The organism is Streptosporangium sp. NPDC000563 (assembly GCF_040299985.1).
Taxonomy (GTDB): Bacteria; Actinomycetota; Actinomycetes; order Streptosporangiales; family Streptosporangiaceae; genus Streptosporangium.
This window is the reverse complement of the sequence record NZ_JBEPDA010000053.1, coordinates 1-13,210: the sequence shown is the minus strand read 5'-3', so window position 1 is coordinate 13,210 and position 13,210 is coordinate 1. Positions and strand designations below refer to the sequence as shown.

The window sequence follows — 13,210 nt, the reverse complement described above, 5'->3', positions numbered from 1 at the left end:
GAACGCCGGTGTCAGGACGTGGAGACCTCGGGGCTACCCGGTCTGCGAAGCGTCAACCCCCGCGCGCCGCTTAACCGCGACGCGACGGGAGAATCTCCGGTCTTCAGGCCGGGGAGGAGTTCAAGGCATTCATCCGGCCGCACCGCTGCCGTCTCTCAGGGGACCGGCCTGAAGTGCGAACGACTACGCGAACGCGACAACGGCGTATCTCTCGTCCTGGACGGCTCGCCCCCACAGGACGGGATCGGGCAATGGCTCGACGCGGGCGGTGTCGACCAGTGGCCGCAGCGTCGCCAGGAGGCGCTCCGCCTCGACTCCACCCGCCCACGGCATCGGCTCGGACCTCCCCTCGTAGAGCTGATCCTCACCCGGTTCGGCCGACGCCCAACGTCCCTCGATGAGAACCAAACGCCCGCCGGGCCGCAGCAGACCGATCCATCGGCGCAACGCCTCCTGAGGATCGGGCAGGGTCCACAACAGGTGACGGGAGAGGATCATGTCGAAAGACGTCCCGGCCTGCGCGGGCGGGTCGCTCGCGTCACCCACCATCATCGCGGCATCGAAACCGGCCGCCGTGAGCTTGCGCCGGGCCTGCTCGATCATCAGCGGGGCCAGGTCCACCCCGACCGGCCGATGCCCCTGCTCGGCGAGCACCAAGGACAACGAGCCGGTGCCGCATCCCACGTCCAGGACGTCGGCGGGCGAGGCGGGCATCCAGGAGCGCAGGCGTTCCGCCCAGGCGGTCTTGACGGCGGGGTCGCGAAGGCCGTGGTCGGCCTCCTCGTCGAAGGAGTCGGCGAAGGCATCCCAGAAAGACGCGATCGAAGCACCCGGCCTGCTTTCGGCACTCGTCATACAGCAGCCCTTCGAGGTTGAGGGGGAGCGTAAGGCCGGTTCCCCTGTGATTCCATCGGCCTGAATCGATGGGTTCTTCTCAGTGTGGTCGTCTCGCTCATGTCAGTCCACGAGGTGCTGTGCCGGCATCAAGGCATAACACACAAAAGCCCTTCCGATGAAATCCAATTCTGGTCGAGAAAACCTCCTGTGATTCTTCCTATGATGATCATAAACTGGTCCAGTGTTTCTGGTATCGACATCGTGTCGTCGTTCGGTAGATCTGTCCAATGGGCTTCATGTGCGGCCTCGTCGAATATGCTTCTATACTCGCCGTCGTAGGTGTAGATCGGCTCGTCGAGTTCCTCGATTCCGCCGACGTATGAAATTTCAAACACGCGCTGACCATGGCGGCTGAGTTCCTCCGCGGACGATGCCTGCCCACCACTGAGGAGAAGGACGTGTGACCAGCCGGGTGTATGCGGTGTGATCCAGGCCCGCCGCGCGGAGCCCGCAGGATCGTACGACCTCATAGCGGTTTGAAAGTCGCACGTCTCTATTGTCCCCACCGGGAAGTGCAGCCCTCGGGCTACCTCGTAACCATCCGCAATGCTGACCCATAGGGCACCGAACCTCCTGTTGAGCCCGTGCGCCACCAGAAGACGCTGTTGGTTTTCAGTGGGGAAAAGAGTCATAATATATCCGGCGACATACCTGCCGCAGCGCGGCCAGAACACCACCCCAACCAGCCTAACGAAGTACTACTAGCGCGCCCAAAGAGTCGTATGAGTCAATACAGGAGCCGCGAAACTTGCAGCGTCAGCTTCCAATCCTGGATAGAGTTTCGAGGTACCTTTGGACGCTAGTAGAGTCCTCTGTTCTGCGGGAAGCATCAGTAAGGCCAGCGACCAGACCCCGTAGCGGCCAGAACTGAATACACCACTCCTCGACACCTTTTGGAGGAGAATCTTCTTCTAGCCAGCTCCAGCCCTCTCCCGGACGACGACTTGCCCTGATATTCCATTCGTCGGCGTCTCTGCGCAGGTCCAGGGGTACAGATGGGGGTCCGCTACCGTACAACATGCTCAAGTAGACGAGGCCGGAACTAGAATAAAAAGAGGCTGTCTTACTTCTTTCCCAGGAGTCGGTAGTATCGGGAGGGAAGTCATCCCATAGTTCTAGGACAACCTGGGTGTCGTGCCATCCGTCACTGCTCAGAAACACCGCCCAATTCAAGGTTGCTTCGAACCAGGAGCCTTGGCTGAGACGCGCCGAGATCTCCTCCACACTGGGCCAGCCCGGCGGCTCGTCCAAGGTGCCGTCCTGATCTCTCAGCATGAATTGACTCCGCTCCACTGTGATGGTCTCGTGGAGATGATCGACTAGTTGCGACATTCACGCTCCGCATATCCAATTGATGATGCACGGTGCAGTCTTCAGAACGAGACCGCACCGTGCATCTTAGACGAAACCTAGCTTGTTGCGTTGCCCCTGATCAATGATTCTGTCGGACGCCTTCCTTATTGTAAAGGCGTATGAAGAAAGCGTCCCCGTCCAGCATGCGATCGTACACATAGTAAGACCGAACACCGCCTGGTGCAGATCCGCCCCATGAATTGTTCTCTGCGGACGGTATGGGCTTCACCGAATAGTTCACACCCTTCGGCTGGTAGCTGCCTGCGTCGTCCGGCATGCTATTTTGCCACCATACCCAGGCACCCTCATACGTGGAAGCGAATGGGAATTCGTCGCATTGATTGCCGGCGGCGACCCACGGAAATGACCCTGTGCCATTCCACGTGGGATAGTATGACCATCGGCATGCCGACTGTGCTCTACCCGTATTGCGGCCGGCGCGGTTGAAGGTCTGACGAATCTCATCATCGTATTGGTAGAGCCTATGAATAAGCCTGTTTTTGCTCAGGCCGGGAATTACCTTCTTTGTATCTTTTCTAATTCCATCAACATTCACTGGCCATGCGTTCGCATGGTCGGTGGGTTTAGGGTGGGTGGCATCGGGGTTAAAGTATGCCAGGGAGATGTGTGAGTATGCGTTCGGGTGATTGCTCTCCTTCAATGCGATCGATGGTGTCTCGTGATCGAAGATGCATCCTTGTGCATATCCGGCATAGGTGGCGGAATCGCACCGGATGCTTTGCTTCGGAGGGGCCAGTGCTTCTTGGGAGCCGCTAAGGCCGACGAGGTTAAGGGTTGTCCTCGTAGTGCAGGTGCCGATCAACTCGCGGTTGTCGGACCCTGCTGATCCTGGATCGACATAGGACTCGAACTTGAACTTTACCGTTCTATCGTCCCAGTAGTCCTCGTTTCCGACGTACGACGTTTTCAGGCCATCCCTGGTAACCGGAAGGCAAGCATTTGCGTTGGGGTAGCCGGTTCCCATCATGCCGATGGAGAAGGTCTTCCCCTCAAAGAAGTCGCCCTTGGAGTTGATTCCCTCGTCTACCCAAAGGTCGAATTCTATGGTTCGACTTCCCTGATAGGTGCGCCCGATCAGTATTTGTGGAAACCAGATCTCATCGGTGGTTGCCGGCTGCCCCTGTGCGTTCTTTACAATGTTGCCGAATCCGTCGCGCTTAACGCGAACCAATCCAGACATGTATGTGGCACACCACGAGAAACGGTTCCTTGCATAGCCCTTCGGATTTTGAAGAACCCTGCTACCGGGAGCGTATCCGTAGGCGCTCCTTGCGTTTGACTGGCAGTCGTCGTTGTCCTTGATTCTGTCGTATTTGAAATTGCTCGCCGAGTACGTTGATGCGCGGTTAGGGGAAGCAGTCGAGGAATTAGTGGTTGGCTGATTCTCGTTTTTCGAGGCGTGAACATCAAAGGTTTTCCAGTCGGTCCAGGGGCCGTTTACGCTGTCAGCCGTGGCGCGGGCTCGCCATCGCACCTTCTCGCCGTCTCTCAGTCGGTCCTTGGGGACCTGTAGCGTTACCTGAGAATCACCGGGCTGGGCGGTGGCCTGGCTGGACCAGATCAGAGGAAGATCAACCTTCTCGGTTCAAAGACATCGGTGCTGCATGTCCTCATGGATGAGGGAGCCCTGAATCGGCCTATCGGTACGCCCGAGATCATGACCGATCAGCTCAACGATCTCCTTCGGATCATGGATTGGCCAAACGTCACCATCCAGATCCTGCCACTTGCGAACGGTGCACACACCGGGCTGGAAGGAGCCTTTTCCGTCCTCGGCTTCGGCGACGAAGATCCCGAGATCGGATACGCGGAATGTCCGGCTGGTGAGGTTTATGTGGAGGCTATGGATCAGGTCCGCAGGCTTATGCTCATGTTCGAGCGCCTCGCCGATTCATGCTTGTCCCCCCAGGAATCCACAAAATTGATAGCTGCGATGAGGAGTAAGGCATGATCTTCCCCGACCTGTCTTCCGCCGATTTCCGCAAGTCCAGCCTCAGCGGCGGTAACAACGACTGCGTTGAGGTAGCCACCAACCTGCCCGGCCTCATCGCCGTTCGCGACAGCAAGAACCCATCCGGCCCGATGCTGACCTTCTCCCCGGCAGCCTGGAACAACTTCCTGGCGGGCATCCGCAGCGAAGAGATCTGACCTGACCACGAGTGCCGCACGGTTGAGGTGCCTCGGGTACGCCTGGCCGTGCGGCAAGCGCAAGACCTCGTCCGTGCGTCGCGTTACCTACCCCATCTCCGTGCGGTAGAGGATTTGCTACACGCGCGGCGCAGAGGAGTGGGAGATTCGCGTTACCAACGAATTCCTAACCTGGGTCAACGCCTTGGATGAGAGGCCCAAAGCTCAAGTGGTCGACGCTATCGACCGACTGGCCGAGGGAGGTTCCGGGCTGGGGAGGCCACTGGTTGACCGGCTGGAGGGCTCGCAAGTCCACAACCTTAAGGAGTTGCGGCCTGGATCGGCGGGACGCTCGGAGATCCGGGTCATCTTCGTGTTCGATCCCTGGCGGTCGGCGATTCTGCTGGTCGGCGGGGACAAATCGGGAGATTGGTCCGGCTGGTACCGGCGGGTGATCCCGCAAGCCGAAGAGCTGTACGCGCGGTATGTGAAGGAACGGGAAGAAGAGGAGGGCCGGCGATGACGAACTTTCCCAAGTGGAGCGGCGTACGCCCCGGCATTGTCGCCGACGCCGGGGGCGAGCAGGTGGTCGCCGAAGCTCGCAAACGCAACCAGGCATACATCGACGGCCACCGCCTCGCTGAACGCCGTACCGCATTGGACCTGACCCAGTTTGAGGTGGCCGAGAGGATGGGCGTCACCAAGAGCCGTGTCTCCCAGATCGAACGTGGCGAGGTTTCCACCGTCGAGGCCATTGCCCGTTACGTCCAGGCCCTCGGCGGCCATCTCCAGATCTCCGCCGTCTTCGGCGACGACCTGTACATCCTGCGCGGCACTGACACCCACGCTGCGTAACCCCTGCGCACGTCGTCAATGTCAGCTGCGCGGAACCGACTCAAGGCTTACTTGGTCCCGTTCGGCTTGGATGCGGTCGGGCGAGGAAGCGAGGCCGGATGATCCTTATCACGATCCCATAAGGGGGGTGAAAGAGGAGGGCGGCGCTCTCGTGGTCACGGGCTTCACCGCTTTGCCCTCCAACGGGGGCATTCCTAAATCTCCGTAATCACGGTAGGTTTTAAGGGATGGGGTGCGAGCGGTGAAGTGTTGACCTGGTGGCAGGGATTGCTCGGCTTCGTCTCGGGGTTGCTGATCGCGGTGGTGACCGCCCCGGTCGGGGTGTCGGGGGCGGTATTCCTGCTTCCGATCCAGCTCAGCGTGCTGAACGTGCCGAACCCGGCGGTGACGCCCACCAATCTGTTGTTCAATGTCGTGGCCACCCCCGGCGCGCTGCTGCGCTACCGCAGGCGTGGCCAGCTTGGCGGCCCGCTGCTCCGCCTGCTGGTGCTCGGCACCCTGCCTGGCGTCATCATCGGCGCGTTCGTCCGGGTCTTCCTGTTACCCGGCCCGCAGGTGTTCCGCCTCCTGGTCGCCTGCCTGCTCCTCCCGCTGGGCCTGTGGCTGTGCGTGCGCACGCTTCGCCCACCCCGCAACCCCGGTCCGGCCGACGATCCCTCCCCGCGCGCCATCACCACGCTCGCGGTGGCGGTGGGGATCGTCGGCGGGATATACGGCATCGGCGGCGGATCGCTTCTGGGGCCGATCCTGGCCGGGCGCGGCCTGTCGATGGCCAGGGTCGCACCTGCCGCACTGGCCTCGACGTTCGTCACCTCGATCGTTGGCGCGCTCACCTATGCCGTCCTGGCGCTGATCGCCCCTGGCGATATCGCACCGGTGTGGGCGTTGGGCCTGCTGTGTGGTCTGGGTGGCTTGATCGGCGGCTATGTCGGAGCTCACCTCCAGCCTCGCCTGCCGGAGGTCGGTCTGCGACTGCTGTTGGGGACCTTGGCCGTCGCCCTGGCCGGCTTGTATGCGGCCCAGGCTCTGAGCTGAAGGTAGATGGCCGAAACGGCGGCACACCCGTGTTCACGTGATCTCGGAACTCATTGAGTAGGGAGGGGCCAAGCCCGCGTCGGTCGGTTCTAGCCGTAGCGCGTACCTCCGGCGGCTTGGCTGTGAACATCTCGCCGCTAAAAAACTTGCATACTAAGTTCACAGTATTTATTCTCGACTTACTTGCCACAACGAGAAGCGAGTGGGCGGGCTATGAGATCTCTGCGTGACGGACGGTCGATCCACCTTCTGGACATCGAGAACCTGACGGCGTCCCCCGCGCCGACGACGGCCGAAGTGAGGCAGACGATGAACGAGTATCGGGAGCGCGTCCCGATCGGCCCCATGGATCAGTTCATCGCCGCGGTGAACCCTCGCTCCATGGTGAGTGCGGGGATCGCGATCCGTGGGGCGCAGTTGCTGATCCGCCCGGGGGCCGACGGGGCCGACAGCGCTCTCACGGAGGCGGCGGTGAGCGGCAGGATCGACCTGCGGTTCGAGCGGGTCGTCATCGGTTCGGGAGACGGCTACTTCGCCGACCTGGCCGTCTGGCTGGCGGGGGCGGGGCTGCGTGTGAACGTGGTCAGTCGTCCCACCTCGCTCAACTGGCGCCTTTACATCGCCGGAAGCGACATCACCTATCTGCCCTCGAGGTTGGCTCTGGCCGCCTGACATCCGTCGTGCCGACCCGCATTCAGCGGGGTAGTCGGCCCAACCCGCGCACCGAGCCGTCCGGACCGCCGGGGGAGCCTCAAAGCGGGGTTACGGGCGACCGCGCGGCGTAGTCGGCGGAGGGTCTCAGGTGTTCCCTGAGTCCGTCGGAGCGGACGCGTTCTGTCTGCGGGCGTACTCCCGCAGGTCCTTCTCGGAGATGACCTCGTCGGCGGGCGGGGCGGTGATGACGAGACGGCATCCCCAGTCGGTGTAGCGTGTGTCGCTCCGCTTGACCAGCGGCTCTTTCCCCGCTCCCGCGCTGTCGGCGGTGACCAGGCGCTTGGGCAGGCCGTCACGGTCGGTCCAGAGTCGCCAGGAGACCTTCCCCTTGCTCTTCTTACCGATGCGCTTGCCCGAGGTCCAGGCGATGGGGGGACTCTTGGAGATCCTGCGCAGTTCCTGGTAGCTCACGGTGCCCCGGTAGAGGAAACCGCCGGAGACGGCCTTGCTCGCCGAGCGCTTCAGTACGGCCCTCATCATGGACGGGTCGTAGATGTCGATCGGCTGCAGGCTGGCGCCCCGGGCCATGTCCCGGTTCATCCGTCCCCGGTGCTCGTCAGGGAACCGGACCCACTTCTTGCCGTCCGGAACGGGCCCGGGGTATCGGGTGGCGTCGTCGTAGGTCTTCTTGCCGACGCGGATCACCCGGTAGGGGTTCGATTTCTTGGACGGGGTCCCCTTCTTCGGCCGGGAGAGGTCCCACCAGGTGAAATCAGCGGCCACCGGGCCCGACGGGGACAACTGGAGACGACCTCTGATCAGGATCCCGCTCCCGGAGACCGTCGACCTCTCGCCGTAGAAGAAGCGGTTGGTCTCGGAGATCCGAACGCCGTGCTCGTCTCTGAACTGCTGCTTGAGCGCGCGTACCGGATCGGGAGCGGCCGCCTGCGCGGCGGCGGGAGTCATGGTGCCCGACATGGACGCGATCAGTACGGCGACCCCGAGGGCAGCCCATCGTCTCATCGAGAGTTCGTCCTTTTTTAAGCGTTCGGGGCACCGGACAAAAGTGGAGTTCGGCTTGTTCGTGCGGATTTTCTCACGGTGACGCCGTGGCTGCCAGAGAGCTGCGACGAACGCATGGACGCCGAAAACCTTTTGCGGGGTGGAGGGGAGGGCCGACACACTCTCCGGGTGGTGGAGAACAGGAACATCGACGGGCGCGCCGGCATCGACGCGGGGTTGGTGAGGCGGCTGGTCGCCGCCCAGTTCCCCCACTGGAGCTCCCTTCCCGTGACACCGGTCGAGGTCGACGGATGGGACAACCGCACCTACCGTCTCGGCGACGAGATGACGGCGCGCCTTCCCACCGCGGCCGGTTATGCCCCTGCGGTCGACAAGGAGGACCGGTGGTTGCCGGTGCTCGCCCCGTCGTTGCCGGTCGACATTCCCGTTCCCCTCGCGAAGGGGGTTCCCGGCGAGGGCTACCCGTTCAACTGGTCGATCCGCGGCTGGCTGGACGGCGAGACCGCGACCCCTGAACGCGTTGACGACCTGTCCGAGTTCGCGGCCTCGGTCGCCGAGTTCGTCCTCGCCATGCAACGCGCCGACGCGACCGGCGGGCCGGTGGCGGGCGCGCACAGCTTCCACCGGGGTACGCCACCGGCCTACTACGACGAGGAGACACGCCGTACCCTCGCCGTCCTGGAGGGCCGCGTCGACACCGTCCGGGCGGCGGCCGTGTGGGACGCCGCGCTTGAGGCGACCTGGTCCGGGCCGCCGATGTGGTTCCACGGTGACATCGCGAGCGGGAACCTGCTGGTTCGGGATGGGAAGCTGAGGGCGGTCATCGACTTCGGGACCTCGGGCGTCGGGGATCCCGCCTGCGACCTGGTGATCGCGTGGACGATGTTCTCGGGAAAGAGCCGGGAGGTCTTCCGCGACATCGTCGCTCAGGATGCCGCCATGTGGGCGCGTGCTCGTGGCTGGGCGCTGTGGAAGGCGTTGATCACCCTGGCCCAGAACATCGACGGGGACGAGCGGAAAGCAGCGGAGCACCGTCATGTCGTCGACGAGGTCCTGGCCGACCACGATCGGGCCGGCTGACGTCATCGGGACCGGTACTCACCCGGCGGCCGTAGGGGGCACACTCGCCGCCGCTGGGCACACAGCGGCGGCGAGCGGGTTGTGGCGGCTCACACGGTGACGAGGAGCCGGTGCGTGCTGTGATCAGGTGCGGTTCCACCGTTGGTTGGCGGCGCCGTTGCACGTCCAGATCTGGGTCTTGGCGCCGTTGGCCGTGGAACTGCCGACGACGTCCAGGCACTTGTTCGCGCCGAGGGCGGTGATGGTTCCGTCGGCGTTGAAGCGCCACTTCTGGTTGTTCTGGCCGTTGCAGTCCCAGATGATGACGGTGGTGCCGTCGGCGGTGCCGTTGTTGTTGACGTCCAGGCACTTGTTGCCGTAGACCCGCAGCTCACCGGCGGCCGTGGTGGTCCACTGCTGGTTGGTCTGGCCGTTGCAGTCCCAGATCCCCACCTGGGTCCCGTTGGTCTGGGAGACGCCGGTCACGTCGAGGCACCGGCCCGAGCCCACCCCCTGGATCCGGGTCGTGGACGAGGGCGTGGGGGAGGGCGTGGGGTTGGGCGTGCCGCCGCTCACCCGGTACACGACGGTGCCGTGGGCGGGAACGCTCGCCGAGATGGCGCCGGTGGTCGAGGTGACGGCGTTCGTCCAGGCGTCGCGCAGGCTGAAGGAGTTGCCGGACAGGCCGATCGCGGAGGCGGTGGTGCTGATGGTGGTGGTGCTGCCGCCCTGGTTGAACAGGGCGACCGCGACGTCGCCGTTGCTCAGCCGCTTGGCGAGGATGCGGCGGGTGCCGTCGTTGCTGATCTGGGCTGCCTGAAGGCCGAGGGTGTCCTGGTTGATGGCGATCAGGTTCTGGTTCTTCATGATCGTGGAGGTCGCGTTGTCCATGTTCCGGACGTCGTTACCGGCGATGAGGGGCGCGGCCATGATCGCCCACAGGGCGAAGTGGCTGCGCATCTCGGTGTCGTTCATGCCGCCCCGGCCGACCACCATCATGTCCGGGTCGTTGAACTGCCCCGGTGCGGCGTAGCCGGAGAGGGGGGCGTTGACGTTGACGATGTTCTGGATGCCCATCGGGTAGCCGTTGGTCTGATTCGTGTTCCAGGCGTTGGTGATGTCCTCGGTGGTGCGCCAGATGTTGGCGACGTCGCCCCAGTTGCGCTGCGGGCCGGTCTTGGAGTGGATGCTGTTGGGGTTGATGCTGTAGAGGATCGGCCGGCCGGTCGCGGCCAGGGCGTCGCGCATCTTGGCGAAGGTGCGCACCTGGTCGTCGATGCTGCCGGTGGGCGAGCACCAGTCGTACTTGAGATAGTCGACGCCCCAGGCGGCGAACTGCCGGGCGTCCTGGACCTCGTGGTTGAGGCTGCCGGTCGCGCCGGGGTAGGAGTTGAAGTACTGGGCGCAGGTCTTGTCGAGGGGGGCCTGGTAGAGGCCGAACTTCAGGCCCCTGGCGTGCAGATAGTCGCCCAGGGCCTTCATCCCGCTGGGGAAGCGCGACAGGTTGGCCTGGAGGTTGCCCGCCGAGTCGCGGTTGGGATCGAACCAGCAGTCGTCGACGACGACGTACTGGTAGCCCAGGTCGCGCATGCCGTTGTTGACGAGCGCGTCGGCCGTCTGCTTGATCAGCGTCTCGTTGATGTTGCAGCCGAAGGTGTTCCAGGTGTTCCACCCCATCGGCGGGGTGCGGCCCACACCGTTGTTCAACGCCTGCGCGGGGGTGGCCGTGGAGAGCGCCACGGCTCCCATCGCGAGGGCCAGCGTCACGGTGACGACCGGGGCGATTAACGCCCGTAGCCGGTTCTTTCTCATTGAGATCGCTCCTCAGGGGTGGGGGGTGGGCGCGGCGCCAGGGGCCCGCCGGTCGGGGGATCGACGATCGGACCCCTGGCGAGGGGGCCGGTTATTGGAAGGAGGCGTCGTCGATGTAGAGGCCGTCGGTTCCCGCGGCGGTCTCGACGTAGAAGGAGGCGTTGGTCAGGGTGCCGGTCCACGACACGGTCGCGGTACCGGTCAACTGGGTCCAGCCGTTCGCGTTCACCGTTTGCGCGGGGGTGAGCTGGAGGTAGTTCGTCGTGCCGTTGGCCGTGTACGTCAGGGTCGCCTTCGCGCTGGGGGTGCCGCTTTGCGAGCGCACCCAGACGCTCGTGGTGTAGCTCTTGCCGTTGGTGAGCAGCGAGGTCACGTTCTGGTGGGGGCCCTGCCAGGCCGAGGTGCGTCCGGAGTTGAGCAGGGAGCGGCTGCCGGCGTAGGCGACGTTCGTGGCCGACGACAGGGTGCCACCCGAGGTCGTCCACCCGGTCGTGCCGTTCTCCATGTTCCCGTTGGTGAGCAGGTTTCCCCCGGTGCCGCCACCGGCGGTGAACTGCCACCAGTTGAGGTTGAACAGGTTGCCGCTGCCGCCGGTGAAGCGGAGATACAGGTCGCGGGTTCCGGTGGCCCCGCTCACCGGGCAGGTGACGCTGGTCCAGTTCTGCCACCCGCCGGTCCCCGGGACGGAACAGGTGCCGACCAGGGTGCCGGTGGCGCTGCCCAGGCGGAGTTCGATGGTGCCGCCGCTCGCCGCCGAGGCCACCCGGGCGGTGAACGACGAGGCCCCCGTGCCGAAGGCGACGCCCTTGACCTTGATGTTGTCGCCGTTGCTGATGAAGCCGACGTTCATGCCGCCTTCGCTGGAGGGCTCGGTCTCGACGCCGTTCGCCCAGGCGATGGTCTCGGCCTCCTGGCGTACGAACGGGTTCAGCGTTCCCACCTGCGGGGGGCCGGCGGTGGTCATGTTGATGGTCGGGATGGTGCCGTCGGCGTTGTAGGTGAACTTCTCCACGGCGACCGAGCGGGTGTAGCCGCCGCCGCCCGGCAGCGCGCCGTTGTGGTAGAAGAAGTAGGATCCGCCGTTGAAATCGATGATCCCGGGGTGGTTGGTGAAGCTGCTGCCCTGGCGGGGCATGATCGTTCCCCGGTAGGTCCACGGTCCGGTGGCGCTGGGCGCTGTGGAGTAGGCGATGAACTCCGAGCAGCATTCGGCGGCGAACACGTTGTAGTAGAGGTTGCCGCGCTTGAAGACCCAGGGCCCCTCCTCGTAGAGGGTGGGCCGGCTCGCGTTGCCGTTGCGCGTGCCGAAGCCCGCGGTGGTGAGCGGGATCTGGGTGGCGCTGCCGGAGAAGGAGATCATGTCGGTGTTGAGCCGGACGTACCAGAGGCGGGGGTTGCCCCAGTACAGGTAGGCCTGGCCGTTGTCGTCGATGAACGCGTGCGGGTCGATCTCGCCGTTCTCGACGAGCGGGCGGCCCAGCGCGTCGCGGAAGGGCCCGGTGGGGCTGTCGCCGACCGCGACTCCGATCGCCATCCCGCCGGTCGCCCGGTTGCGCACCGGCACGTACCAGTAGAACTTCCCGTTGCGGGGGACGACGTGGCCGGCCCAGGCGTTGGCGTCGGCCCAGGCGAAGGTGGCCAGGCTCATGGGCGAGCCGTGGTCGGTCCAGTTGGCCATGTCGGTGGAGGAGAAGACCCGCCAGTCGCGCATGGTGAAGTAGGTCGAGCCGTCCTCGTCGTGGCCGGTGTAGAGGTAGACACGGCCGTTGTGGACGAGTGGCGCGGGGTCCGCGGTGTAGATGGTCTGGACGATCGGGTTGTCCGCCCTCGCGGAGAGCGGGGACAACGCGATCAACATCAGCAGGCTCAGTGTCCACAGGACCAGGCGGCGAGTTCTTCTTCTCGCCGTGCGAAGTGCGGGTCTCACCGGTCGTCTCCCTCAGGCGGTGTTCGTTGGGGGGGTGTTGGTGGCCCCGGACGCGGCGGCTCGGCGTCTCCGACGCGTCCGGGGCGGTTCAGAGGGGATCGGTCTCGCGCCGTTCCGGCTCGAACCGGTCCTGATCGCGTGCCGTGACGACGTTCACCCGGTGGGGTGTGCGCCTTCGCGGTGAGCGTCGGAGACGTTCGAGCCGGATCGGTGTCACGGTGTTATCGCTGCAGGGTGAGCAGGCCGGGGCGGTAGGGCAGCAGGCCGTAGTCGACTCCGTTGGAGTTGGGGTTGCGGCCCTGGTAGAGCAGCTGCAGGTTGCAGGGGTCGATGGTCATGGTCTGGTCGGCGTTGGTGCGCAGCAGCTCGCCGTGGCTGATGTCGTTGGTCCAGGTGGCGCCGCTGTTGGCCTTGCCCGCGAAGGGGTTGCTCTCGGTCGCGGCCTGC

At 64.5% G+C, this 13,210-nt stretch carries 14 protein-coding genes; 7 read left to right on the top strand and 7 right to left on the bottom strand.

What is annotated here, in order from left to right; translation table 11 throughout:
• Positions 1-183: 183 nt before the first annotated feature.
• From ABT352_RS40435 to ABT352_RS40425, 3 genes are all read right to left on the bottom strand, one after another.
• Entirely contained in the window at positions 184-855 is a 672-nt protein-coding gene (locus ABT352_RS40435; protein WP_350950372.1) for a class I SAM-dependent methyltransferase, read from the bottom strand.
• 128 nt (positions 856-983) lie between these two features.
• Positions 984-1,574 (bottom strand): hypothetical protein, encoded by a 591-nt coding sequence (locus ABT352_RS40430; protein WP_350950371.1) that lies wholly within the window; start codon positions 1,572-1,574, stop codon positions 984-986.
• Between the two features lie 755 nt (positions 1,575-2,329).
• Complete coding sequence (locus tag ABT352_RS40425) at positions 2,330-3,451, bottom strand: NucA/NucB deoxyribonuclease domain-containing protein (protein WP_350950370.1); 1,122 nt, start codon at positions 3,449-3,451, stop codon at positions 2,330-2,332.
• 339 nt (positions 3,452-3,790) lie between these two features.
• On the opposite strand from ABT352_RS40425, the gene ABT352_RS40420 reads away from it, so the two are divergent.
• The 6 genes from ABT352_RS40420 (at position 3,791) to ABT352_RS40395 (ending at position 6,960) form a co-directional block, all read left to right on the top strand.
• A complete protein-coding gene (locus ABT352_RS40420; protein ID WP_350950373.1) occupies positions 3,791-4,222 on the top strand; it encodes a DUF5753 domain-containing protein in 432 nt (143 codons plus the stop codon).
• Complete coding sequence (locus tag ABT352_RS40415; RefSeq protein ID WP_350950369.1) at positions 4,219-4,419, top strand: DUF397 domain-containing protein; 201 nt, start codon at positions 4,219-4,221, stop codon at positions 4,417-4,419. Before ABT352_RS40420 ends, ABT352_RS40415 begins: the two co-directional genes overlap by 4 nt.
• A 184-nt stretch (positions 4,420-4,603) precedes the next feature.
• Positions 4,604-4,921, top strand: coding sequence for a type II toxin-antitoxin system RelE/ParE family toxin (locus ABT352_RS40410; RefSeq protein WP_350950368.1), 318 nt, complete (start codon positions 4,604-4,606; stop codon positions 4,919-4,921).
• Positions 4,918-5,253 (top strand): helix-turn-helix domain-containing protein, encoded by a 336-nt coding sequence (locus ABT352_RS40405; protein WP_350950367.1) that lies wholly within the window; start codon positions 4,918-4,920, stop codon positions 5,251-5,253. The genes ABT352_RS40410 and ABT352_RS40405 overlap by 4 nt, the downstream gene beginning before the upstream one ends.
• 249 nt (positions 5,254-5,502) lie before the next feature.
• Positions 5,503-6,288, top strand: a complete 786-nt coding sequence (locus tag ABT352_RS40400) for a TSUP family transporter (RefSeq protein ID WP_350950366.1) — start codon at positions 5,503-5,505, stop codon at positions 6,286-6,288.
• A gap of 213 nt (positions 6,289-6,501) precedes the next feature.
• Positions 6,502-6,960: a hypothetical protein gene (locus ABT352_RS40395; RefSeq protein ID WP_350950365.1), complete on the top strand. Its 459-nt coding sequence runs from the start codon at positions 6,502-6,504 to the stop codon at positions 6,958-6,960.
• Positions 6,961-7,086: 126 nt separating this feature from the next.
• Here ABT352_RS40395 and ABT352_RS40390 read toward each other — a convergent pair whose 3' ends face one another.
• Positions 7,087-7,965: a hypothetical protein gene (locus ABT352_RS40390; RefSeq protein WP_350950364.1), complete on the bottom strand. Its 879-nt coding sequence runs from the start codon at positions 7,963-7,965 to the stop codon at positions 7,087-7,089.
• A gap of 168 nt (positions 7,966-8,133) precedes the next feature.
• Here ABT352_RS40390 and ABT352_RS40385 point away from each other — a divergent pair, with 168 nt between their 5' ends.
• Positions 8,134-9,045 (top strand): aminoglycoside phosphotransferase family protein, encoded by a 912-nt coding sequence (locus tag ABT352_RS40385; RefSeq protein WP_350950362.1) that lies wholly within the window; start codon positions 8,134-8,136, stop codon positions 9,043-9,045.
• A 123-nt stretch (positions 9,046-9,168) separates the two neighbouring features.
• Here the strand turns inward: ABT352_RS40385 and ABT352_RS40380 are convergent, their stop codons facing one another.
• From ABT352_RS40380 to ABT352_RS40370, 3 genes are all read right to left on the bottom strand, one after another.
• The gene (locus ABT352_RS40380) at positions 9,169-10,836 is read right to left on the bottom strand and encodes a glycoside hydrolase family 27 protein (protein ID WP_350950361.1); all 1,668 of its coding nucleotides are present in this window, start codon (positions 10,834-10,836) and stop codon (positions 9,169-9,171) included.
• A 91-nt stretch (positions 10,837-10,927) separates the two neighbouring features.
• Complete coding sequence (locus tag ABT352_RS40375; protein WP_350950360.1) at positions 10,928-12,763, bottom strand: family 43 glycosylhydrolase; 1,836 nt, start codon at positions 12,761-12,763, stop codon at positions 10,928-10,930.
• 221 nt (positions 12,764-12,984) lie between these two features.
• The coding region (locus ABT352_RS40370) for a non-reducing end alpha-L-arabinofuranosidase family hydrolase (RefSeq protein WP_350950359.1) at positions 12,985-13,210 on the bottom strand (226 nt) is incomplete at its 5' end.